This is a genomic window from Pseudomonas sp. lyk4-R2A-10 (assembly GCF_030209075.1).
Classification (GTDB): Bacteria; Pseudomonadota; Gammaproteobacteria; order Pseudomonadales; family Pseudomonadaceae; genus Aquipseudomonas; species Aquipseudomonas glycinae.
This window is the reverse complement of the sequence record NZ_JARVSR010000016.1, coordinates 164,116-185,977: the sequence shown is the minus strand read 5'-3', so window position 1 is coordinate 185,977 and position 21,862 is coordinate 164,116. Positions and strand designations below refer to the sequence as shown.

Sequence of the window (21,862 nt, the reverse complement as noted above, 5' to 3'; positions counted from 1 at the left end):
TGGGCTATCCGATTTCTCCATAGGTTCAGGAAAACCCGCGAGGTTTTCCTGAAACGACCCAATGGCTGGAGTGGCAGACCTGATCATTCAGAGGAGTAAGTCCGGACTCCATGGCTGGCAGTGTAGACAAGGTGTGGCGGCCGGATGGCGGCCTTAACGGGAAGTCTTGTCCTGGCGTCGATCCGGTCCGTCAGGGTTGCCAACATCCAGCAACCGTCGTTCCACCATGACTTTCTCAAGCGCCTGGCGTTCGGCCGGCGCCATCTGGTGTTCGCGCTTTTTCAGCTCCAACAGGATGGGGCTGGACCAGGTGCGATAGGTCTGTTCGATGAGGCGGCTGGATGTCATCAGTCTCTCCTTGATCAAGAGCCCGGTGTAACTGGCAGGGGCTCAATCCGATGAGGTACTAACGTTAGTCGACAAAACCGCGGGGCGCTAATGCCGTCGGTGGGAGCTGGCGAGGCGAATCGTCGCACCGCCGCTCCCACCGGTCATCCATCAATCGTCGACCTTCATCATCGCCTGCACACCCTCCCAGGCTTCGGCCCGCATCCGTTCGATATCCAGCCCCGGAATCACGCCGTTGTCGACGCCGATCCGACCACCTACCAGGCTGTATTTCACAGCAATCGGCTCACCCGCGACAACCGGTGCGACGGCGCTGTCGTGGAAGCCGTAGAACCGTGGATGGTCGAGGCTGTAGATCACCAGATCAGCCGCTTGACCAACCTCCAACGTGCCGACCGCGCCGAGCCCGAGCACTTGTGCGCCGCCGGCCGTGCCCCAGTGAATGACGTCTTCGGCGGTGGTGGCCGAGGCGCCTTGTTCGGCGCGGTGGATCAGCCAGGCGGTGTTGGCTTCGCCGACCATGCTTCCGGATTCGTTGGAGGCCACACCGTCGACGCCGAGGGAGATCGGCACGCCGGCTTCGTACATTTGCGGAATCGGCGCGACACCGCTGCCCAGTCGTGCGTTGCTCACCGGGCAATGGGAGACGCCGGTGCCGGTCTGGGCGAGCATGCGGATTTCCCCCGGTTGCAGGTGCACGGCGTGGGCGAACCAGACGTCCGGGCCGAGCCATTCGTGTTCGGCGACGAATTCCACCGGCAGGCAGTTGTACTTGTCGCGGCAGAAATTTACGTAGTTCTGGGTTTCAGACAGGTGCGTGTGCAAGCGTAGCCCCATGCCTCGTGCGGTGTGTGCCAGTTCGCGCAGCAGCGTTGGCGGCAGCGAGAAGGTCGGCGTGGTTGGCGCCACCACCACCCGGCGCAGAGCATCCGGGGTGTCCTGGTGGTAGCGCGATTTCAGCCGTTCGATATCACCGACCATTTGCTCCAGGGATTCGGGTTGCAGCGCGGTTTTCGAGAAGCCCGGATGCGCGCTGGCCGATTCCAGTGCACCGCCACGGCAGAGCACGAAACGCAGGCCGAATTCCTCGGCGAGGTCGAACAGCAAGTCGCCGGTCTCGGTGCTGCCGTGGGCGTGGTAGAGGTAATGGTGATCGGCGCAGGTGGTGACGCCGGACAGCAGCAGTTCGACCATCCCCAGCCGTGCGGCGATCCGCGCCAGTTGCGGGGTGAAGCGGTTCAGGCGCGGATAAGGCACGCTCGCCAGCCAGCCTTGCAGGTCCTGATTCAAGCCTTCGGGCACGGCTTTGAGCAGGTTCTGGAACAGGTGATGGTGGGTGTTGATCCAGCCCGGGTAGACCACCGAATTTCGCGCGTCGATCACTCGTTCACCGAGTTGCGGCTCAAGGTTGGCGGCCATTTCCGCGATCCGGCCGTTGACCACGCGGATGTCCACGGCACCGGCCCGGGCACGGGGGCCGCGCAGGCCGGTCATCACCGCGACCGGGTGCTTGATCAGGATGTTTTGAAGTTGAGTCATGGGCAGCTCCCGTCAGAGGATGTGCGAGGCGGATTTGCCGGCTGTGGTTTCTGGCATGCTGACGCCGTTGAGCGCCGCGTTGAGCAGTACCGACACCAGGCAGGCGATGACCACGCTGCTGTGCAGGAACGGCTGTGACCACTCGGGCAGTTGTTTGAACAGGGTCGGGGCGAGCACCGGCACCAGGGCGGCGGCGATGGTGAAACCGACGATCAGCACGTTGTAGCGATTGCGCTCGTAATCGACCTTGGCCAGGGTCTGGATGCCCGCTGCCGCGACCACGCCGAACATCGCGATACCGGCACCGCCCAGCGCAGCAGTTGGCATCGAAGCGATGATCGCCCCGGCCTTCGGCACCAGCGCAATCGAGCACATCAACAGTCCGCTGATCGCCACCACCCAACGGCTGCGCACGCCGGTCAGGATCACCAGCCCGACGTTCTCCATGAAGGCAATGAACGGAAACGCGGCGAACATCCCGGCGATGGTGCTGGCCAGGCCGTTGGCGCGCAGGCCATTGATGACCTGTTTGTCTTCCACCGGTTTGTCGACAATGTCTCCAATGGCCACGAACAGCCCCATGGACTCGACCATCTGCACGATCATCACCACGACCATGGTGGCGATGGGGATCAGGCTGAAAGTCGGCAAGCCGAAATAGAACGGGTAGGGCACGGTCAGCCACGGCGCGTCCTCGACGCTGTGAAAGTTGCCCATGCCCAGGCCGTAAGCCAGACCGGCGCCGACCAGCATCCCCACCAGCACCGCCATGTTGCGCAGCAGCGGGCTGCCATAGCGGTTGACCAGCAGGATGGTCAGCAACACCACCACCGCCACGGCGAGAAACGCCGGGGCGCCGAAATTGCTCGCGTTGCGCCCGCCACCGACCCATTCATAGGCAATCGGGAACAGCTGCAAGCCGATCACCGTGACGATGCAGCCAGTCACCACCGGCGGGAAAAACCGTCGCAAGCGGCCCACGAACGGTGCGATCAGCATGGTGAATATTCCCGCGCCGATCACCGCCCCGCAGACCCCGGCGAATCCCACCTCCGGGTTGCTGCCGATGGCGATCACCGGCCCGACGCTGCTGAACGCCACGCCTTGCAGGATCGGCAGGCGCACGCCGAACCTCCAGAAACCGACGGTCTGCAACAGGGTGGCGATGCCGGAGCAGAACAGCGTGGTGCTGATCAGCACCACCGTGTCGGCGTGGGACATCTTCAGGGCACTGGCAACAATCAACGGCACTGCGATGGCGCCGATGTACGAGACGGCCATGTGCTGCAGGCCGAGGGTGAGCATCTGTCGCACCGGCAGGACGCGGTCGACAGGGTGGACGGTGGAGGAGGAACTGGCTGACGACATGGGGAATCACCTCTAGCTGTTGTTATTCGGTACAGAGGGGTATTCGTTCTGTGTGCCCGGAACCGCCATCCACCGGCTCCGATGCCGGGTTTCAGCTGGCCAGGCAGGCGGCGAAGCCCTGGTTCAGCGCCGCCCGATCCAGGTCGCGGCCGATGAACACGATCTTGCTCGAGCGCGGCTCGCTGCCCCACGCGGTCGAGGCGCGGAACTCCACCAGGCTGTGCACGCCTTGCAGCACGTAGCGCTGGTCTTCATTGGCCACCGCCAGCACGCCTTTCATGCGGTACAGGTTGTCGGCCTGAGAACTGCGCAACTCGCTGATCCAGCGGTGGAACGCCATCAGGTTGACGGCGCCGTCCACGGCGATGCCAACGGACGAAACGCTTGGGTCGTGCTCGTGGTCGGGCTCTTCAGTTTGGTGGCCATGGTCGTGGTGATCGTGCTGATCCGCGCCGATCTCCATCAGCTTCTGCGTGCATTCGAAGGCGCCGATGCCGAGGATTTTCGACAGGTCGATTTGTGCGTGGGTCGAGGTCACCAGATCCGCCGTGGCGTTCAATCCACGGATTTTGCCGCGCAGGGTTTCCACCTCTTCAGCGCTGACCAGATCGACCTTGTTGATGACGATGCGGTCGGCGCAGACGATCTGATCCACCGCCTGATTGTCGACGCCGTCCAGTTGCAGGTCTTCCAGGTGCTGGGCGATGTGCTTGGCATCGACCATGGTCACGATCGCGTCGAGTTCGACTTCCTCGGCAATCGGGTCGTTGATGAAAAAGCTCTGGGCCACCGGGTACGGGTCGGCGAGGCCGCTGGTCTCGATCAGGATGTGGTCGAGCCGTACCGGACGCGCCACCAGTTCGCGGACGATGCGCACCAGATCTTCGCGGACTTCGGCGGTGCAGCAGACGCAGCCGTTGACCATTTCGTAGATCTCTTCGGTCTCGGAGCTGAGCACCAGATCGCCGTCGATGCCGACTTCACCGAACTCGTTTTCGATTACCGCGATCTTGCGGCCGTGGTTCTCCTTGAGGATGTAATTGAGCAGGGTGGTTTTGCCGGCACCGAGGAACCCGGTGAGGATGGTGACCGGGATTTTGGTGTTCGGGGTCGGGGCGTTGAAGGGCGTGTTCATGTGAGGCTCCTTGGTATTGATAGACCGGTGCACGATGAAGGGGAGTGAGGCTGGATTTGGCTCGGGGCCGGGGTTTCACCCCAGCGCAGCGCGACGCCGGCATCGAGGCCGAACAGGTCGAGGACGCGGCCGAGGCTGTGGTCGATCATTTGCGCCAGGCTGTCGGGGCGGGCGTAGAAGGCCGGCGCCGGCGGGGCGATGATCCCGCCCATCTCGGTGACGGCAGTCATGTTGCGCAGGTGGGCGAGGGTCAGCGGCGTTTCGCGGGCCATCAGCACCAGGGTGCGGCGCTCCTTGAGGGTGACGTCGGCGGCGCGGCCGATCAGCCCCGATGACGTGCCGGTGGCGATCTCCGCCAGCGTCCTCATTGAACACGGCGCAACCACCATGCCCAGGCAACGGAACGAACCGCTGGCGATCCCGGCGGCCACGTCATCGGCGCGGTGATAGTGGCTGGCGAGAGCGGTGACGTCCGCCAGTTTGTAGTCGGTTTCGTGGGCCATGGTCAGCAGCGCGGCGCGGCTGATGATCAGGTGGCTTTCGATGTTCAGCTCCGCCAGCAACTCCAGCAGGCGCACGCCGTAGATGAAGCCGGACGCGCCGCTGATGCCGACCACCATCTGCTGACGGTTCACGATGGCAGACCTTCAAGCAGTTGCCTGGCGCGTTCGAGTACGTCCTGATCGAGCTGCGCCTTGATCCCGTCGAACGCCGAGCCGCGCGTGGCATCCAGACCCATGCGCGAGGTGGTGCCATTGACCGAGGACGACGGATCCAGGGGGCTGCCGGGCAAACCGTCGATGGTGAAAATGTCGAGGTGCGGCTGGAAATGCGTGGCCAGCGCCCACAACACCTGGCTGTCGTCGGTGAGGTCGATGTCGCTGTCCACCGCGATCACGGTTTTCAGGTACGGATCCCAGCCGAGCAGGGCCAGCATGATCTGCCGCGCCTCGCCGTCGCGGCTTTGATCCAGCGCCACGTAGCAATGAAAATGCGTGCCGGAGTTCGGGTAATGCACGGCGGTGACGGCGGGGAAGCGTGCCTTGAGCTTCTCGCTCATCTCCGCTTCGCGTGGCAGCCGCGCCAGGGTCAGGTGCTCGGCGTAACGCCCGCCCATTACGTCCACCAGCCACGCGTCCTTGCGCCGCAACAAGGTGTCGACGCGCAACACGTTGTTGGTAGAGCGATCCGAGGAATAACCGCTGAACTCGCCGAACGGGCCTTCTTCGGCATAGGCCGTCGGGTCTATCGCGCCCTCCAGCACGAATTCGGCGTAAGCCGGGACGCCGATGCCGTAGCGCGGGGTCTTGACCAGTTCCAGCGGCGCACCGAACAGCCCGCCGGCCACTGCGCGTTCATCGCTGCCGTAGGGCAAACGTGCAGCGGCGGCGAGCATGAAAAGCGGATGCGCGCCGACCACCATGGCCACGCGCAATTCTTCACCGCGTTCGCGGGCGGTCTGCAACATCCGCCACAGGTGCCCGCGCGAGTGCAGGCTGGTGGCCAGGGCCTGACGCGCATGACGCATCGAGCGGTGGTAGCTCATGTTGGCGATGCCGGTCTGCGGGTCCTCGGCGATGATGATCGCGTTGGTGATGTAGGGACCGCGATCACTGTCGAAATGCTTGAGCATCGGCAGCAGCGCCAGGTCCAGGGTTTCGCCTTCGAAGACTTCGTCGAGCACCGGGCCGGTTTCGACGTAGCGTGGCGCGATCGGCTGGTTGGCGCGGATCTGAAAGGTTTCGTGCAGCTGCGCGGCGCTGACGCCGAACAGCCGGGCGATACGCCGGCGGGAGGCGAACAGATTGGTCGCCACCGGCACGCCGAGGTTGCCGACGTTTTCGCAGATCAGCAGCGGATCGCGGCCCTGGGCGGCGAGGGCATCGACCAGAGCGGTGACGTCCTGATCGGCAGAAAGGGGTTGGGTGACGGTCAGCACATCGTCCGGGTACTGGCGGCGATAGGCGTCGATGAATACGTGAAAATCCTGAGAGTCGCCGAGCGTCGAACGGGTCATGGTTTCACCTCGTAAAAAGCAGGCGCGCAGGGGTGAGGCTGGCGTTCGATCGACAAGCCGTTGGCCTGCCGGTCGAGCGAACGCCGGATCATCTTCGCGCCTGTAAAGTCGCTGTGTGGCTGGGTTGAAGCCGGGTCAGACCCTGTTTAGAGATAGGTCGTGGTCAGACGAATGTCCGCTTCGGCCAGATCCTTGGGCGGCGGGGTCGGTTCGATCCCGCACAACCGGGCGATGTTGTTGCCCAGGTAATCCTCAAGGTGATCCTCGTCGATCCCCAGGCCCTGCGGCGCCGGCGAGCACAACACCTCCAGCTCGCGCAGCCACATGCCCGGTTCGTTCGGCGGCGAGTCGGTGCCGAACACGATCTTGTTGCGCGGCAGCTCCTTGGCGAACTCGACGATTCGCGACTGGAAGCACCAGCCGGATTCGCAGTACACGTTCGGCGTGTCCATCGCCATCCAGAACGCCTCGAACGAGTAGTTGCCGCCGGTCTGGATGCCGAAGTGACCGATGATGAAATTGACCATCGGGAACTCGCGGATGATCGGGTAGAACATCGTCGGAATGGTGTACGGGCCGTCGCCGGTGTGGATCAGCACCACGATGTTGTACTTGGCGCAGACTTTCATCGCCGGACGCAGCCAGTCCAGCGCCCGGTCCGGGCGATAGCCGTGCATGTTGGCGTGCAGCTTGAGCATCTTGAAGCCGTATTCCTTGATGTGGAATTCCAGCTCCGCCGCACCGTTTTCCGGTCCCCAGCGCGGGTTGAAGTTGAAGTTGCCGATGAAGCGGTCCGGGTACTTCACACACAGTTCGGCGACATACGACATGTAGTCGCGCACGCCCTCGCGGCCACGGCGGTTGCCGTCGCGATAACCGGTGTTGCCCGGTGGCGGCTGGATGAAGCCCATGTCGATCCGGCGCGGCTTGCCGTTGATCATGTACGGGCCGTCCATCAGCTTGAGCATGCGCTCGCCGGTGAACGGTTCGCCGGTGTGGCGCCAGGCCTCGTCGACCAGATTGGTGGGGTGCAGATGGGTGTCGATGATCATCGGTTCAGCTCCTGGCCAGTTGGGTGGTGACGGGGCGCTTGAGTTGCGCCTCTGCTTCGGAAACGGAACGCGGCGGCGGGGACGGCTCGAGGCCGATCATCCGTGCGGTGTTGTTGCCCAGGTAGTCCTCGAGGGTGTCCTCGTCGAGGTTAAGGCCCTGCGGCGGCTCGTGGCAGAGCACTTCGAGCAGGCGCAGCCACATGCCCGGTTCGTTCGGCGGGGTGTCGGTGCCGAACAGGATCTTGTGGGTCGGCAGGACTTTGGCGAACTCGACGATCCGCGATTGCAGGCACCAGCCGGACTCGCAATAGACGTTGGGCAGCTCCATCGCCCACTGCATCGGTTCGAACACGTAGACGCCGCCGGTCTGCACGCCGAAGTGGGCCATGATGAAATCGACGTTGGGGAATTCCTTGATCATCGGCACCCATTCCGACGGGATGCTGTAAGGCCCGTCGCCGGTGTGCAACTTGACCGGAATGCCCAGCTCGGCGCATTTCTCGAAGGCCGGACGGACCCAGTCCAGCGCACGGTCAGGCCGGTAGGCGTGCATGTTGGCCTGCATCTGCACCATCTTGAAACCGTGTTCTTTCACGTAACGCTCGATTGCCTCGACGCCGTTTTCCACGCCGCAGCGCGGGTTGTAGACGAAGCAACCGATGAAACGGTCCGGATAGGTCTGGACCATTTTCAGGGTGTAGGCCATGTAGGCGTCGATGGATTCACGGCCCGACAGTTCGCCGTCGGTCCAGGTGTAAATGGTGTTGCCCTGCGGTGGCTGGATGAAGGCTTTGTCGATGCGGCGAGGCTTGCCGTTGACCATGTACGGGCCATCCATCATCTCCAGCAGACGCTCGCCGGTGAACGGGTCACCGTCATGCCTCCAGGCGAGGTCCACGAGATCCGTGGGATAGCAGCTGATATCGATGATCATTGAAGTCGATCTCCTGATAGCGGGGAAGGGAGCCTTGCGGCTCACAGCATCCACGTCCCGGGCAATCGGCCGTTTCTATGCGCAGCACTCGCGCATTCCCTCGCCTGTTCGCATCCGGCCCGGGTGGGTGGTTGCTTGAGGCGAGTATTGGAAGGCGGGGGAGGGTTCGTACAATATTAATTGGGTGGGGTGGTGATACTTGTTCGATATGGGCTTGCCAGCGATGGTGTCAGTGAAATGTTTGCATGGCCAACTGCTGGATCACTTCAACAACAGGTGCCACCCGCTCAGCCTGCCCATGCGGCCACACCGCATACAGGTTGTAATGCGCCGCAATCTGCGCCTCGTTCAACGCCACCAGCCGCCCGCTGCGCAACGCATCGGCAGCCAGTAATCCACGCACCAGCCCCGCACCAACACCCGCTTCAGCTGCCGCAATCAGATTCGCCGCATTATCAAAAATCACCCGCGCCGGCGGTTCGGTCGGCGTCATCCCCGCCGCATCCAGCCACGGAATCCACGACCTGCGCGTATACCCCAACAGTGGCAGTTCAAGAATCTGCGCCGGGCTCAGTGGCACCTGCAAACCCTGCCGCTCAAGCAACGCCGGAGACGCCACCGCCAACACCCGATCCCCGCAAATCTGGGTCATCTCGCAATCATCCCAATCGCCATAGCCATAGCGCAGCGACAGGTCCACCCGTTCGAACGTGCTGCGATCACTGCGCGGCATCGACAGGATTGTCACTTCGTAATCCGGCAATCCGTCGAGCAATTGCGGCAGGCGCGGATTGAGCCAGCTCTGCGCCAGTTCGCTGTCCACATCCAGGGTCAGCCGCTGAGCTACGCTGCGGTTTTTCACCGAGGACAGTGCCCGGTCAATCTGCGCCAGGCCATCCGACAGCACGCTGGCAAACAGCTGCCCGGCGTCGGTCAGGTTGCTGCCGCCGCCTTCGCGCACGAACAGCGGCTGGCCGATGAAGTCTTCCAGGGCGCGGATCTGCTGGCTGATCGCGCTGTGGGTCAGGTCGAGCTTGCGTGCGGCGCTGGAAAAACTGCCGCTGCGCGCCGCGTGGATGAACGCGCTCATGGACTGCACCGACGGGTATCGCTTGTACATGTTGTTAGTCCTGCTTACACCGGTTGGCAGAAATCGTCGCTGGCCGCGCGTTGCCGGGGGTTCCAATAATCGGTCACCAGGCCCGCACAAAGACGGGCCGCTCTTTTGGAGCCTGACAATGATTGCATTCACGGTAAACGGCGAACGACGCGAGCTGGATGAGGCGTCCCCTTCCATGCCCTTGTTATGGGTGTTGCGTGATCAGTTGAAACTCACCGGCACCAAGTTCGGTTGCGGCATGGGCCTGTGCGGTGCCTGCACCGTGCACCTGAACGGCGTCGCGGTACGTTCCTGCCAGTTGCCGCTGGCCGCCGTCGCGGGCCACAGCATCACCACCATCGAGGGGCTGTCGCCCAACGAAAACCATCCGCTGCAACTGGCCTGGGTCGCCGAAGATGTGCCGCAATGCGGCTACTGTCAATCCGGGCAGATCATGTCGGCAGCCGCGCTGCTCAACACCGGCGCACCGGTCAACGACGACTCGATCCGCAACGCGATGTCCGGGAATATCTGCCGCTGCGGCACCTACGGGCGCATCAACAAAGCGATCAAACGGGCGGCGAATGCGCCGAAGGAGGCGTGATGAGCCTCATCGACGGCACCCTTCAAGAACCCTCGCGCCGGGTGTTTCTCAAACAGGCGGTGACAGTGGCGTCCGGTCTGGCGATTGCGCTGTACCTGCCTTCCGGTGCGGCTGCGACTGAAGCGAAAACCACCGCCACGGAATTCGAACCCAACGCCTGGGTGCGTGTGCTGCCCGACGGCACGGTGAAACTGGTGGTGCACAAGCACGATTCCGGCACCGGCACCCAGACCGCGCTGGCCGCATGTGTGGCCGAGGAACTGGACGTCAACCCGATGACCGTGCAGGTCATCACCCCGGACGATCCGTTCTTCGAAACCTACATTCATCCGGTCTGGAAAGTTTTCTCCACCGGCGGCAGCACCAGTGTGTCGCTGGAATACGATCGTCTGCGCATGGCCGGCGCCACGGCTCGGGCGCTGCTCATCAGCGCGGCGGCGCAGCAGTGGAAAGTCAGCCCCGACAGTTGCTCCACCGAAGAAGGCCGGGTCGTGCATGCGTCGAGCAAGCGCAGCCTCGGCTACGGCGAAGTGGCCGGCGCGGCGGCGCATCTGTCGGCACCGGCCAACGTCACGCTGAAGGATCCGGCGCAGTTCAAATACATCGGCAAGTTGCGCCACAAACGCGATGCGGCGGCCAAGGTCTGTGGGCGCTTCAAGTACAGCATCGACGTGCAGTTGCCGGGGATGCTTGTGGCAGTGATTCAGCGCGCACCGGTGGTGGGCGCGAAGGTTGTCGCCGTGGATTCGGCGGCCGCATTGCAGGTGCCGGGCGTGCGCAAGGTGATCGCGGTTCCGGGCCGGCCGGACGTGCTCGGTGGCAACCTCGAAGGCGTCGCGGTGCTGGCCGAAACGTTCTGGGCTGCGCAGCAGGGACGTCAGTTGCTGGAGATCAAATGGAGCGACTCGCCGCTGGCCGGTTTCGACAGCGTCGAGCTGAGCAAAGCGCAGATCGCAGCGATCAGCGACCCGGCAACGCAAACCGTCAAAGCCATGGCCCAGGGCGATGTCGCCGGACAATGGCCGGGTGCGGCGAAGCTGCTCGAAGCCGATTACACGATGCCCTACAAGGTGCAGAACCCGCTGGAGCCGATCTGCATCACCGCGCAGGTCAAGGACAAGGCGATCACCTACTGGGGCGGCGTGCAGGTGCCGTCGTCGGCGCTGGAAGCGGCGCAGACCGTGTGCGGCATCGGCAAGGACAAGGTCACCATCCATGAGCTGGTGTCCGGCGGCAGCTTCGGTGCGCGGGAAGCCAAGTACTGGCTGTTCGAAGTGGCGTATCTGGCGCAGAAAACCGGCGTGCCGGTGAAACTGCTCAACAGCCGCGAAGACGAAATGCACGCGCTGTTCAATCACCCGGCCACGCTGCATCGGGTGAAAGGTGCACTGGATGCCCAGGGCAAACTCACGGCGTTGCAACTGCATGCAGTGTCACCGGCCTCGCCGGAACAGTGGGAGCCGGGCTATTTCGAGCGTCCGGATCACATGGATTACAGCACCACCGAAGCAATCACCGCGTGGGACTTCGCCTACCGTCCGCCGCACCTGGAGCTGAACTGGGTCAAGCACGAAAGCAACGTGCCCAGCGGTTGGTATCGCTCGGTCAGTTTCATTCCCAACGTTTTCGCTGTGGAGAGCTTTATGGATGAACTGGCCCATGCGGCCGGCAAAGATCCGCTGGCGTTCAGACTGGCCAGCATGCAGGAGCGGCCACGGCATGTCGCTGTGTTGAAGCAGGCCGCCGAACGCGCCGGTTGGGGGCAGAAGCTGCCGCCGGACACGGCGCTGGGGATTGCGACCAATCAGGGTTACACCAGTTTCATCGCCGTGGTGGCGCGGGTCGCGAAGGTGGATGGCAAGGCGCGGGTCGAGAAGCTGACCTGCGTGGTCGATTGCGGTCTGGCGGTGTCGCCGGGCGGTGTCGAAGAGCAGATTTACGGCGGACTGATGTGGGGCCTCGGGCATGCGCTGTTCGACCGTCTCGACATCCAGCAGGGCCGGGTGGTGCAGAGCAATTTTCACGACTATCGCGTCACGCGCATGTCGGACATGCCGCCCGTGGACATCCTCGTGCTCAATGGCCAGCCGGATAAACCGGGCGGTGTGGGAGAACTGGGCAGTCCTTCGGTGGTCCCGGCGATTGCCAATGCGCTATTCAGCCTGACCGGGGTGCGTCAGCGTTCCACGCCACTGAACCTGGGGTAAGCCGCCATGGACCTGCGTTTGCTGCGGTACTTCATGGCCCTGGCCGATGAGCTGCACTTTGGCCGCGCCGCCGAACGGCTGCACATCTGCCAGCCGCCGCTGAGCCAGCAGATCCGTTTGCTGGAGGAAGAACTCGGCACGCCGCTGTTCGAGCGCAGCCATCACCGGGTCGAGCTGACAGCGGCGGGGCAGATGCTCAAAGAGCAGGCGCCGCTGGTGTTCGAGCAACTCGAGCGGGCGCTGGACCTGACCCGCCAGACCGGGCGCGGGCAACTCGGCGAGCTGGAAATCGGCATGATCAGTTCGGTGATGGTCGGCGTGCTGCCCAAGGCGCTGCACCTGTTTCGCGAGCGCTATCCACAGGTGACCTGGCGTCTGCATGAGATGACCCCGGCGGCGCAGGTCAAGGCGTTGAAGGAAAAACGCATCGACGCCTGCGTATTCCGCGTCGGCTATGACGACCCGCAGTTGCGCAATGAATTGCTGATCCATGAGCCGATCCATGTGGTGATGCCGCAGGATCATCCGCTGGCCCGGCGCGAGGTGCTGGCGCCCGCAGACCTCGCGCAGGAACCGTTCGTGGCGCTGGAATTGAAGCAGTCGCGATTTGCCAACTTTCTCTATCAGTGCTGCATTCAGGCCGGGTTCACCCCGCAGATCCGTCAGCAGGTGATCGAGGTGCAGACCTTGCTCAGTCTGGTTCGCGCCGGGTTCGGCGTGGCGCTGTTACCCGCATCGATCGAGCAGTTGGCTCCCGCCGGGCTGGTGTTCCGGCGCCTGACCCCGGCGCTGCCGCAAGTGCCGCTGTACGCAACGTATCGGGCGGACGATGCCTCGCCGGTGCTCAAGCTGTTTCTCGATACGCTGCGCGAGCTGGTCGATCACTCATTGCGGTAATCAGGGACAAAGTTGCCCGGCACGATCACAACCGCCTGCGGTCGTAAACTTCACATGCGCGAACTTGTGGAGAACCAATGAGCCGGGACGTCCTGACCACCGAAACCAATCGCCGTCAGTTGCAGCAGATCATTGCCGGGCTTTCCGACGGGGTGATTCTGCTGGAGCTCGACCAGACGATTCTCTGGGCCAACGAAGCCGCGCTGGCGATGCATGGCGTCAGCCGGATCGGCGAGCTGGGCAACAACGCCGGGGAATACGTCGAGCGCTTCAACCTGCGGTATCGCAACAACCACACGCTGACGCCGGAGCAATACCCGATCAGCCGTGTGGCGACCGGTGAAACGTTCAGTGATGTGCTGGTGGAGGTTTCCCCGCGCAGCGATGAAGAACGCACCTGGGTGCACAGCGTGCGCAGCATGGTGCTGACCGATCGCGACGGCGACATCGAGTCGCTGGTGCTGATCATGAGCGACGTCACCGACTGGGCCAATGCCGAACAGCGCTTCGAAAAAACCTTCAACGCCAACCCCGCGCCGGCGGTGATCTGCCGCCTCAGCGATCTGCGTTACATCAAGGTCAATCCGGGTTTTCTGGAAATGACCGGTTACACCCGCGATCAGGTGATCGGCGCTTCCACTTATGAGCTGGACATTCTCGAACAGGCCGAGCGCAAGGACCTGGCGATCCAGCGCCTGCGCGATGTCGCGACGATCCCGCAGATGCAGGCCGAGCTGCGATTGCCGGACGGTGGCAGTAAACAGGTGATCGTCGCGGGGCAGCCGCTGGTGCTCAATGACGAGGATTGCATGCTGTTTTCGTTCGTCGACATGGAGCTCAGGCATAAGGCCGAAGTCGCCCTGCGCCAGAGTGAAGAGCGGTTCGCCAAGGCCTTTCGCCTGACGCCGGTACCGATCCTGATTTGCAGCGCCGATGAGCAGCGGCTGATCGACGTCAATCAGGCCTTTCTCGATACCCTGGCTTACGAGAGCGACGACGTGCTCGGCAAGACCGTCGCGCAACTGGACTTCATCGATGAACCGGCGGAACGCGCCCGGTTATTGGCGGCACTGGAAAAAAACGGCCGCGTTGACCGCGTCGATATGCGGATCCGCAGGAAAGACGCCGAGCTGCTGGAGTGCGCGATGTCCGCCGACACTGTCAACATCCAGGACGCGGTGTGCTATCTGCTGGTGCTGATGGACATCACCGAGCGCAAGCGCACCGAGCTTGAGCTGGTGGCGGCGATTGAAGAAGTAATGAAGGATGCATCCTGGTTCAGTCGGACGTTGATCGAAAAGCTGGCCAATGTGAAGAAGGTCAACTCGCCGCAGCTGCCGAGCGTGTCGTTCACCGATCTGACGGCCCGGGAGCGTGATGTGCTGGCGCTGATCTGTGAGGGGCTGGCGGACAAGGAGATTGCTGCGCGGCTGAAGCTGGCGCCGAACACGGTGCGCAATCATGTGGCGACGGTGTATTCGAAGCTGGATGTGCACAGTCGAAGCGAGGCGATTGTCTGGGCTCGCGAGCGCGGGTTGTTTTCGGGGGGAGGTCGGGGGCAGCGGTAAGGTGCAAATGCACTAGTTCATGGGGTGCAAATTCGGGTGTCTGGCGGGGCGGGCTGTTCTTAGTCTGGTGAGGTGCGATGCGGGTTTTGTTCGTGATCGTGTCCCCTCCGTCGTTGTTAATGGATTTGACCATGAATGTGTTGTTTGTCATTGAACCTGGCGTGTTGCGTCGATTGTCGGAGCTGGCGCTATGATTTATCTGGCGCAGTTGCGGGCTCGGCTTGAGCGTAGTTTTTCGCCGTTGGCTTGTGAGTGTGTGGTGGATGGGGATCATTCGCTTACTGTGAAGCTTTATGAGCCGGTTTCGGGGCGGGTGGATCTGGTGATTAGTGGGTTGAGTCTTGGTGCCTTGCGTACTCCGGAAGCGGTGGATGCTTTGATCGATGAATTGCAGTATGAGCTTGAGAGTAATTCTCTGCGATCGCCCAGTTGAACTTGGCGGCCTTTGGGCCGACCAGGTTCAGGTTTTTTTTGGGTGAATATCCGTTTCTTCGGGTGTTGCGGCTGGCGGTTCCGCTCTTACAGCGGGTCACTTTTGACAAACGCCTCAAAAGTAACCAAAAAGTCTTTACCCTGACGTTCGGCCCTCGCTGTGGCTCGGGTTCCTTCGCTCCGGGATTGATCCGGGGGCATCGCCTACGGTTTGCTTCGCTGCACCTCCTCTCGATGTGTTTGGCTTCGCCAAACGGTCGCTGCGCTCCCACCCCCGGATCAATCCCTCCACTCAGCCTGCCGACGGGCCTTGCGATCAAAAGCTTTACTCGAGCTAACGCTCATCGTGGTGAGGGGTGAGGTGCGCGACGGCGACTTCTGTGCTCTTCAAAACCTGAGTTCAACTCGGTATTTCACGTCGGCGTAATTCTCTTAAACAACGCCGTCGGCCCCCTCTCCCTCCGGGAGAGGGCTGGGGTGAGGGCTGGCTCTTGAGGTTGTCCTCGATTTTTTCGAAACCCACGATCCAATCAACAACTGCGCCCAAAATCGACAGCCAATTCCCCCCAATCCCACCATTTCACTGGCACTCACCCCCCACTGGTCTATAAGGAATGAGTGGTTCGGTTTCCATAACCGGGCGTTGTCCTGCTCGGCGACGGGAGTTTTCTTCCATTCATCGCGGGTCATCCTATGAACAATCCTGGGAAACGCGTGTGTTTTTCGTTGTTGTCGGCTGTCGGTCTGGTGCTGCTCAGTGGGTGCGCCAGTCCTCCACCGCCTCCGCCAGCTGCGCCGCCTCCGCCACCTGAGCGGACTTGTCAGGTCATGGAAAATACCGAGGTCGCCGGTGATGCGTATGCCGACGGGCAAGTGACTCGACACATCACCAAGACCCGTTGCGTCACTCAATAAGCCGGGCGCCTGCGAAGGCGCGGGTCGAGGGGATTGTGCTGGTGGCCGATCTGGTCGGTACGGCGGTGTTTGCGGTTGAAGGCGCGATTGCGGCGATGCGCAGTCAGCTCGATCTGCTCGGGGTGATGGTGATTGCCTTCATCGTTGCGCTCGGTGGCGGGGTGACCCGTGATCTGTTGATCGGTGCGGCGCCGCCCAAGGCTGTGGCGGACTGGCGCTATCCGGCGCTGACGTTTTCCATGGGCGGGGTGGCGTTTGTTTTTCATGAGCTGGTGCTGGGTTGGTCCGGTTCGACGCTGATCGTGCTGGATGCGGCGGGGTTGGCGTTGTTTGCCGTGGCAGGGGCGCAGAAGGCCTTGAATTTCGGCATCTCGCCGTTTGTGGCCATGCTGATGGGCACGATTACCGGGGTCGGTGGCGGGGTGCTGCGTGACATTGTGCTGGCGCGGGTGCCAGTGGTGTTGCAGGCGGACTTGTATGCCAGTTCGGCGTTTGTCGGGGCGGCGGTGTTGATTGTCGGGCGCAGGCTGGGTGTTCCGCCGGTGGCAGCTGCGTTGCTGGCCGGGGCGGCGTGTTTGTTGTTGCGGTTGTTGTCGGTGCATTTCGGCTGGCAGTTGCCGAAGGTTCTGGAGGCATGAAAAAGGCAGCCCCTGCGCTGCCTTTTCGTTTGCGTCAGAAGCGGATCAGGACAGGAAACCGCCGTCCACGTTCAGCGATACGCCGGTGGTGTAGCTCGAGGCATCGCTCGCCAGGTACAGCACGGCGCCGGCCATTTCGCTCGGGTCGGCTACGCGCTTGAGCGGGATCTGCGTCAGGGCCTGTTTCAGGATGGCGTCGTTCTTCACCAGGGCCGAGGCGAATTTGGTGTCGGTGAGGCCCGGCAGCAGGGCGTTGCAGCGGATGCCGAACTGCGCGCATTCCTTGGCGAAGACTTTGGTCATGTTGATCACGGCGGCTTTGGTCACCGAGTAGATGCCCTGGAAGATTCCCGGCGAGATGCCGTTGATCGACGCCACGTTGATGATGCTGCCACCGCCGTTTTCGCGCATCAGCTTGCCGGCTTCCACCGACATGAAGAAGTAGCCACGGATGTTCACGTCGACGGTTTTCTGAAAGGCACCGAGGTCGGTGTCCAGCACGTTGCAGAACTGTGGGTTGGTCGCGGCGTTGTTGACCAGGATGTCCAGGCGCCCGAACTGTTCCTTGATGCCGGCGAAGACCTGGCTGATCTGTTCCATTTCGCCAATGTGGCAGGCGATGGCGGTGGCCTTGCCGCCGGCGGCGATGATGGCGTCGGCCACATGTTGGCAGCCTTCGAGTTTGCGGCTCGAAACGATGACGTGGGCACCTTGCTGGGCCAGCAGTTTGGCGATGGCTTCACCGATGCCACGGCTGGCGCCGGAGACGAAAGCGATCTTGCCGTCGAGGTCGAACAACTGAGTCTTGGACATGGGATTCCCTTGTAGTAAGCCTTGTTATAACGCCGTCATCAGAGGCTGGATTTGGCAATGACCTGCAGGCTCATCTGCTCCAGCAGTTTGTTCATGTGAATGAACTGCGCGAAGCGTTTGTCCTGGGTCTGGCCATGGAAGAAGCGGTAGTAAATCTGCTGCACGATGCCGGCCAGGCGGAACAGGCCGTAGGTGTAGTAGAAGTCGAAATTGTCGATCTGGATGCCCGAACGCTCGGCGTAGTAATCGACGAATTCGCGGCGCGTCAGCATGCCCGGGGCGTGGCTCGGCTGGCGGCGCATCAGTTGCACCGGTGCCGGGTCGTCGGCCTGGATCCAGTAGGCGAGGGTGTTGCCCAGGTCCATCAATGGATCGCCAAGGGTAGTCAGTTCCCAGTCGAGCACGCCGATGATCTGCATCGGGTTGCTCGGGTCGAGGATGACGTTGTCGAAGCGGTAGTCGTTGTGGACGATGCTGGAGGTCGGGTGATCGGCCGGCATCTTGTCGTTGAGCCAGGCTTTGACCTGTTCCCAGTGCGGTGCGTCCGGGGTCAGGGCTTTCTCGTAGCGTTCGCTCCAGCCTTTGATCTGGCGGGCGACGTAGCCTTCAGGCTTGCCCAGGTCGCCGAGGCCGCAGGCTTTGTAGTCGACCCGATGCAGCTCGACGAAACGGTCGATGAAACTCTTGCACAGGGCTTCGGTTTTGGCCGAATCCAGGCCCAGTTCCGGCGGCAGGTCCGAGCGCAGGATGATGCCCCTGACCCGTTCCATCACATAGAACTCGGCACCGATCACTGATTCATCGGTGCAGTGCACATAGGCTTTCGGGCAATACGGGAAACCGTCGCGCAACTGGTTGAGGATGCGAAATTCGCGGCCCATGTCGTGGGCGGACTTGGCCTTGTGGCCGAACGGCGGACGGCGCAGGACGAATTCCTGGTCCGGGTATTCCAGCAGGTAGGTCAGGTTCGACGCGCCGCCGGGAAACTGGCTGATCTGCGGCGTGCCGGTCAGGCCCGGAATGTGCGCCTTGAGGTACGGATCGATCAGGCTGGCATCGAGTTCTTCGCCAGAGCGGATACGGGTGGACTGGTCAGTAAGCGCCATGCTTATCCCTTCTGCTTATTTTGGAGGCCAGACATCATTGGCTAATCTAATGGCGCGCTCGGGTCGTCACAAGCGCGGTTCGGTCTTATAGGTTAGCGTGTTGGACGATAATCACCTTTGGGAATGTGCGCGCGGGGCCGCTGGCGACTAAGGTTTAGCGCGTATGCCTTGTTCACGAAGGAGCTTTGAAATGGGCTGCCCGCAAGTCTGTGCCAGCGCCACCCTGCAATGCAGTTTCGGTGCCGCACCGGCGGTGCTCAACGTGCTGCCGGTCAATCGCACGCTGACTGGCGGGATGCCGGCGGCGAACATCATGGATCATATTCCGCTGGTCAACGTCACCACGTTCGGCATGTGCATGAGCATGGCCAACCCGATGGTCGCGGCTGCCACGGCTGCGGCGCTGGGCGTGTTGACGCCGATGCCGTGCATTCCCGCCACCGCCACGCCGTGGATCCCCGGCGGCGCGCCGACCCTGCTGCTGGGCGGGATGCCGGCAATTGATGCCAACAGCACGTTGATGTGCAACTGGGCGGGGGTGATCAAGATCGTGATGCCGGGACAGATGCAGATGTTGATTCCCTGAGTCAGGCCTGCTGCGGATCCGTCCATTTGCGAAACCACCAGCGCACCCGGGAAATCGGTTTGCCATCGGCATCCAGCGGCCGCCCGTCCTCGGCAAACCCTTGCTCCGGCTCCATCAACTGCCCATTCAGATAACGCGCATCCACCGCCGGCTTGCCGTTGGGATGAAAGCGCTGATAGCGCCCCTCACGCACGCCATCGCGATAGAACTCGGCCTCCGCCACTTGCCCGTCGGGAAAGTAATTGAACGCCTCACCATGCAACAGTCCGCGCCGGTAGGCGGCCTTGCGCTGCAACCAGCCCTCGGGCGCGTAGAAACTGGCGATGCCTTGCAGCTTGTCGCGCACAAACGGCATCTGCGCCGAAACCTTGCCATTGGGGTGATAGAGCAGGGACGTACCCTGCAATTCGCCCTGGCTGTAATTCAGATCCGCCTGCGGGCGCCCGTCATCCTTGATGTTCAACGGGCCGTCGAGCTGGCCGTTCTGCAATCGCCCCTTGAGGTGTTTGTCATCCTGCTGCAGATCCAGCGGTGTGATCGCCATGGCTTCTCCTTGTCAGTTGACCTGCACCAGCCCGCCCTTGATGGTCAGCATGCCGCCGCCGTCCACGGTCTGTGAGGCCGCGCCCTTGTTGGTCAGGCTGATGCCGGCGTCGTTGGTCAGCGTCGTCCCGGCTTTGTTGTCCAGTGAAGTACCGGCCTGATTGGTCATGGCGGTGCCGGCCTTCTGGGTGATCGAAGTGCTGGCCGAAGTCGCCAGATCTGCACCGCTCTTGATCGTAAAACTGCCGCCGCTTTGCAGGGTGAGGGTGCCGCTGACCTTGATCGTCAGGTTGCCGTCCACTGTCAGGCTGTAATCGCCGGTGACCTTGTCGGTGTAGTTGCCGCCGGTGCTGTGGTTCTGGTCGGCGCCGACTTTCACTGTGCGGCTGTCCTTTACATCGAGGCTATCGCTGCCGGTCTGGATCGTCACGCTGCGTTTGCCTTTCTCCAGCGTCACGGTTTCATCGCCGTCCTTGACCGTACGGGTGCGGGCGTTCTGCACCGTGAGGGTTTCGTCGTGGCCGACGGTGGCGGTGGTGTCGTTGAGCACGTTGATCTTCAGATCTTTCTGCGCTTGCAGGAACACTTCCTCGGCGTCTTTCTTGTCCTCGAAACGCAGCTCGTTGAACCCACCGCCGCCCTTGGACGATTGAGTCTTGATCCCCGACTGTGTCTGGTTCGCCGGCAAGGCATAGGGCAGGGCGTTATCGCCGTTGTACACGCAACCGGTGACCAGCGGCCGATCCGGGTCGCCGTCGATGAAGGTGACGATGACCTCCTGACCGATGCGCGGCACGAACTGCATGCCGAAACCCTTGCCGCTCCACGGCAGCACCACGCGCACCCAGCAGGAACTGGTTTCATCGTTCTTGCCGTCGCGATCCCACGGGAACTGCAACTTGATCCGGCCGTATTCGTCGGTCCAGATTTCCTCGCCGGACTTGCCGACTACGATGGCAGTCTGCGGGTGCATGCGCGGTTTGGGCGTGAGGCGTTGCGGACGAAACGGCGTGGCCTTGGGGATCGCCTCGAAGCGATTGCGATAGCTTTCGTGGCTGGCGTCATGGGTCACCCGAGTGACGACCCAGTCGATGTTCAGGCTCGCGTCTTCGTGGCCGTCGAGGGTGAACCAGTGGCCTGGAATCAGCCAGCGGCAGTCGCTTTCGCCAACAAAGCGTTTCTCTTCACTGCGAAGCCCGTCTACCCGTTGTTTGGTCAATGCATCGCCCCGAGCCTTGGCGTTGTAACCACCCGGATGCTCATAGATCGAACGCGGCCCGGCGACGGCTTCGGCCTGGCCATAGAGTGAAGTGGTTGGTGTGGTGAATTCGTAATCCGTTGCCTTGTACACGCCGGCCACCGCTTGCAGGCACACCTGGCCTGAGCGGATGCCATGCAATTCGCGCTCACCCAATTGCTGGCCCAGGTATTTGACCTTCGGTCCGTTGGGGATCTGCACGAAGGCGTCGTTGCTATCACCCAGCACCAGCGTGTGCTTGCCGTCCTCGTGGGTGAAGAACCAGAAAATGCCTTCCTCCTCCAGCAGGCGCGAGACGAAGGCGAAATCGGTTTCGCCGTACTGCACGCAGTATTCGCGTGGGGTGTAGCTGCCCGTCAGTGAGAGTTTGAAATCGGTGAAACCGTGGGCTTTGAAGATCGAAGTGACGATGTCCGAGGTGACGAGGTTCTGGAATACCCGGTTGTCGCTGGCCAGGGTCAGCCACCAGAGCCATGGCCTTAGAACCAGCTTATAGCGTTCGGCGGTCGCGTCGGCGGGGAGCTGGCGGATTTCGGCGACCAGAGCGTCGAACGGGCGAAGTTGGGCGTCGTTGTGCAGGGTGGTGGTGACGTGGGTGGCGATGGCACTGGTCAGGGTGAGGGAGGTACCGTCGTTGAGTCCGTTGAGGATTTGTGCGCTTAGTGCGTTGAGCGCTTCATCACCCGACAGCGACTCAGGGTAAAGCGCCGACAGCGAAGTGGCGGTGAGGGAGAGGGTGGTGGTGCTGTCGGTGGAGCGGGGCATCGTGAGTCCTCGCGCTGGATGTTCATGTAAGACTGAGC

20 protein-coding genes are annotated in these 21,862 nt (G+C 62.4%); 7 read left to right on the top strand and 13 right to left on the bottom strand.

Features of this window, described 5'->3' with window-relative positions; genetic code table 11:
* Nucleotides 1-153: 153 nt before the first annotated feature.
* The 9 genes from QRN46_RS26915 to QRN46_RS26875 all read right to left on the bottom strand — a co-directional run bounded on the left by QRN46_RS26915 (nt 154) and on the right by QRN46_RS26875 (nt 9,513).
* Nucleotides 154-348, bottom strand: a complete 195-nt coding sequence (locus QRN46_RS26915; protein ID WP_041475330.1) for a hypothetical protein — start codon at nt 346-348, stop codon at nt 154-156.
* A gap of 150 nt (nt 349-498) precedes the next feature.
* Nucleotides 499-1,887: an amidohydrolase family protein gene (locus QRN46_RS26910; protein WP_011334803.1), complete on the bottom strand. Its 1,389-nt coding sequence runs from the start codon at nt 1,885-1,887 to the stop codon at nt 499-501.
* Between the two features lie 12 nt (nt 1,888-1,899).
* On the bottom strand, nt 1,900-3,255 hold the full coding sequence (locus tag QRN46_RS26905; protein ID WP_011334802.1) for a nucleobase:cation symporter-2 family protein: 1,356 nt from the start codon (nt 3,253-3,255) through the stop codon (nt 1,900-1,902).
* Nucleotides 3,256-3,346: 91 nt separating this feature from the next.
* Complete coding sequence (locus tag QRN46_RS26900; RefSeq protein WP_011334801.1) at nt 3,347-4,390, bottom strand: CobW family GTP-binding protein; 1,044 nt, start codon at nt 4,388-4,390, stop codon at nt 3,347-3,349.
* Nucleotides 4,387-5,010 (bottom strand): UbiX family flavin prenyltransferase, encoded by a 624-nt coding sequence (locus tag QRN46_RS26895; RefSeq protein WP_285358464.1) that lies wholly within the window; start codon nt 5,008-5,010, stop codon nt 4,387-4,389. Before QRN46_RS26895 ends, QRN46_RS26900 begins: the two co-directional genes overlap by 4 nt.
* 11 nt (nt 5,011-5,021) lie before the next feature.
* Entirely contained in the window at nt 5,022-6,407 is a 1,386-nt protein-coding gene (locus QRN46_RS26890; protein ID WP_285358350.1) for a UbiD family decarboxylase, read from the bottom strand.
* 146 nt (nt 6,408-6,553) lie between these two features.
* Entirely contained in the window at nt 6,554-7,459 is a 906-nt protein-coding gene (locus QRN46_RS26885; RefSeq protein WP_007952854.1) for an amidohydrolase family protein, read from the bottom strand.
* Nucleotides 7,460-7,463: 4 nt separating this feature from the next.
* Nucleotides 7,464-8,393, bottom strand: coding sequence for an amidohydrolase family protein (locus QRN46_RS26880; protein ID WP_007952852.1), 930 nt, complete (start codon nt 8,391-8,393; stop codon nt 7,464-7,466).
* Nucleotides 8,394-8,622: 229 nt separating this feature from the next.
* A complete protein-coding gene (locus tag QRN46_RS26875; RefSeq protein WP_285358347.1) occupies nt 8,623-9,513 on the bottom strand; it encodes a LysR substrate-binding domain-containing protein in 891 nt (296 codons plus the stop codon).
* Nucleotides 9,514-9,631: 118 nt separating this feature from the next.
* Between QRN46_RS26875 and QRN46_RS26870 the strand changes: the two genes are divergently transcribed.
* The 6 genes from QRN46_RS26870 (at nt 9,632) to QRN46_RS26845 (ending at nt 16,753) form a co-directional block, all read left to right on the top strand.
* Nucleotides 9,632-10,096 carry a (2Fe-2S)-binding protein gene (locus QRN46_RS26870; protein ID WP_085732042.1) on the top strand — a complete coding sequence of 155 codons (465 nt, stop codon included), beginning with the start codon at nt 9,632-9,634 and terminating at the stop codon, nt 10,094-10,096.
* On the top strand, nt 10,096-12,303 hold the full coding sequence (locus QRN46_RS26865) for a xanthine dehydrogenase family protein molybdopterin-binding subunit (protein ID WP_285358344.1): 2,208 nt from the start codon (nt 10,096-10,098) through the stop codon (nt 12,301-12,303). The genes QRN46_RS26870 and QRN46_RS26865 overlap by 1 nt, the downstream gene beginning before the upstream one ends.
* Before the next feature lie 6 nt (nt 12,304-12,309).
* Entirely contained in the window at nt 12,310-13,200 is an 891-nt protein-coding gene (locus QRN46_RS26860; RefSeq protein ID WP_285358342.1) for a LysR family transcriptional regulator, read from the top strand.
* Nucleotides 13,201-13,277: 77 nt separating this feature from the next.
* Nucleotides 13,278-14,768 carry a helix-turn-helix transcriptional regulator gene (locus QRN46_RS26855; RefSeq protein WP_201820227.1) on the top strand — a complete coding sequence of 497 codons (1,491 nt, stop codon included), beginning with the start codon at nt 13,278-13,280 and terminating at the stop codon, nt 14,766-14,768.
* 190 nt (nt 14,769-14,958) lie between these two features.
* A complete protein-coding gene (locus QRN46_RS26850; RefSeq protein WP_011334792.1) occupies nt 14,959-15,201 on the top strand; it encodes a DUF1652 domain-containing protein in 243 nt (80 codons plus the stop codon).
* 898 nt (nt 15,202-16,099) lie between these two features.
* Complete coding sequence (locus tag QRN46_RS26845; protein WP_285358339.1) at nt 16,100-16,753, top strand: trimeric intracellular cation channel family protein; 654 nt, start codon at nt 16,100-16,102, stop codon at nt 16,751-16,753.
* A gap of 45 nt (nt 16,754-16,798) precedes the next feature.
* On the opposite strand, the gene QRN46_RS26840 is transcribed toward QRN46_RS26845, so the two are convergent.
* Together QRN46_RS26840 and QRN46_RS26835 are read right to left on the bottom strand one after the other, a co-directional pair.
* On the bottom strand, nt 16,799-17,566 hold the full coding sequence (locus tag QRN46_RS26840) for an SDR family oxidoreductase (protein ID WP_064380507.1): 768 nt from the start codon (nt 17,564-17,566) through the stop codon (nt 16,799-16,801).
* Between the two features lie 38 nt (nt 17,567-17,604).
* Complete coding sequence (locus tag QRN46_RS26835; RefSeq protein ID WP_285358336.1) at nt 17,605-18,672, bottom strand: phosphotransferase family protein; 1,068 nt, start codon at nt 18,670-18,672, stop codon at nt 17,605-17,607.
* A gap of 190 nt (nt 18,673-18,862) precedes the next feature.
* On the opposite strand from QRN46_RS26835, the gene QRN46_RS26830 reads away from it, so the two are divergent.
* The gene (locus QRN46_RS26830; protein WP_007958887.1) at nt 18,863-19,258 is read left to right on the top strand and encodes a DUF4280 domain-containing protein; all 396 of its coding nucleotides are present in this window, start codon (nt 18,863-18,865) and stop codon (nt 19,256-19,258) included.
* Between the two features lies 1 nt (nt 19,259).
* Here QRN46_RS26830 and QRN46_RS26825 read toward each other — a convergent pair whose 3' ends face one another.
* Both QRN46_RS26825 and QRN46_RS26820 read right to left on the bottom strand, forming a co-directional pair.
* Complete coding sequence (locus tag QRN46_RS26825) at nt 19,260-19,802, bottom strand: toxin-antitoxin system YwqK family antitoxin (protein WP_221614445.1); 543 nt, start codon at nt 19,800-19,802, stop codon at nt 19,260-19,262.
* A 12-nt stretch (nt 19,803-19,814) separates the two neighbouring features.
* Nucleotides 19,815-21,824, bottom strand: a complete 2,010-nt coding sequence (locus tag QRN46_RS26820) for a type VI secretion system Vgr family protein (protein ID WP_285358332.1) — start codon at nt 21,822-21,824, stop codon at nt 19,815-19,817.
* Between the last annotated feature and the right edge of the window lie 38 nt (nt 21,825-21,862).

Bases quoted from the DNA above. Each gene is read 5' to 3' on its own strand.
- QRN46_RS26875 (WP_285358347.1), bottom strand. From the start codon at position 9,513: ATGTACAAGCGATACCCGTCGGTGCAGTCCATGAGCGCGTTCATCCAC.
- QRN46_RS26870 (WP_085732042.1), top strand. From the start codon at position 9,632: ATGATTGCATTCACGGTAAACGGCGAACGACGCGAGCTGGATGAGGCG.
- QRN46_RS26865 (WP_285358344.1), top strand. From the start codon at position 10,096: ATGAGCCTCATCGACGGCACCCTTCAAGAACCCTCGCGCCGGGTGTTT.
- QRN46_RS26830 (WP_007958887.1), top strand. From the start codon at position 18,863: ATGGGCTGCCCGCAAGTCTGTGCCAGCGCCACCCTGCAATGCAGTTTC.
- QRN46_RS26910 (WP_011334803.1), bottom strand. From the start codon at position 1,887: ATGACTCAACTTCAAAACATCCTGATCAAGCACCCGGTCGCGGTGATG.
- QRN46_RS26890 (WP_285358350.1), bottom strand. From the start codon at position 6,407: ATGACCCGTTCGACGCTCGGCGACTCTCAGGATTTTCACGTATTCATC.
- QRN46_RS26855 (WP_201820227.1), top strand. From the start codon at position 13,278: ATGAGCCGGGACGTCCTGACCACCGAAACCAATCGCCGTCAGTTGCAG.
- QRN46_RS26880 (WP_007952852.1), bottom strand. From the start codon at position 8,393: ATGATCATCGATATCAGCTGCTATCCCACGGATCTCGTGGACCTCGCC.
- QRN46_RS26835 (WP_285358336.1), bottom strand. From the start codon at position 18,672: ATGGCGCTTACTGACCAGTCCACCCGTATCCGCTCTGGCGAAGAACTC.
- QRN46_RS26900 (WP_011334801.1), bottom strand. From the start codon at position 4,390: ATGAACACGCCCTTCAACGCCCCGACCCCGAACACCAAAATCCCGGTC.
- QRN46_RS26895 (WP_285358464.1), bottom strand. From the start codon at position 5,010: ATGGTGGTCGGCATCAGCGGCGCGTCCGGCTTCATCTACGGCGTGCGC.
- QRN46_RS26885 (WP_007952854.1), bottom strand. From the start codon at position 7,459: ATGATCATCGACACCCATCTGCACCCCACCAATCTGGTCGACGAGGCC.
- QRN46_RS26850 (WP_011334792.1), top strand. From the start codon at position 14,959: ATGATTTATCTGGCGCAGTTGCGGGCTCGGCTTGAGCGTAGTTTTTCG.
- QRN46_RS26820 (WP_285358332.1), bottom strand. From the start codon at position 21,824: ATGCCCCGCTCCACCGACAGCACCACCACCCTCTCCCTCACCGCCACT.
- QRN46_RS26905 (WP_011334802.1), bottom strand. From the start codon at position 3,255: ATGTCGTCAGCCAGTTCCTCCTCCACCGTCCACCCTGTCGACCGCGTC.
- QRN46_RS26915 (WP_041475330.1), bottom strand. From the start codon at position 348: ATGACATCCAGCCGCCTCATCGAACAGACCTATCGCACCTGGTCCAGC.
- QRN46_RS26840 (WP_064380507.1), bottom strand. From the start codon at position 17,566: ATGTCCAAGACTCAGTTGTTCGACCTCGACGGCAAGATCGCTTTCGTC.
- QRN46_RS26860 (WP_285358342.1), top strand. From the start codon at position 12,310: ATGGACCTGCGTTTGCTGCGGTACTTCATGGCCCTGGCCGATGAGCTG.
- QRN46_RS26825 (WP_221614445.1), bottom strand. From the start codon at position 19,802: ATGGCGATCACACCGCTGGATCTGCAGCAGGATGACAAACACCTCAAG.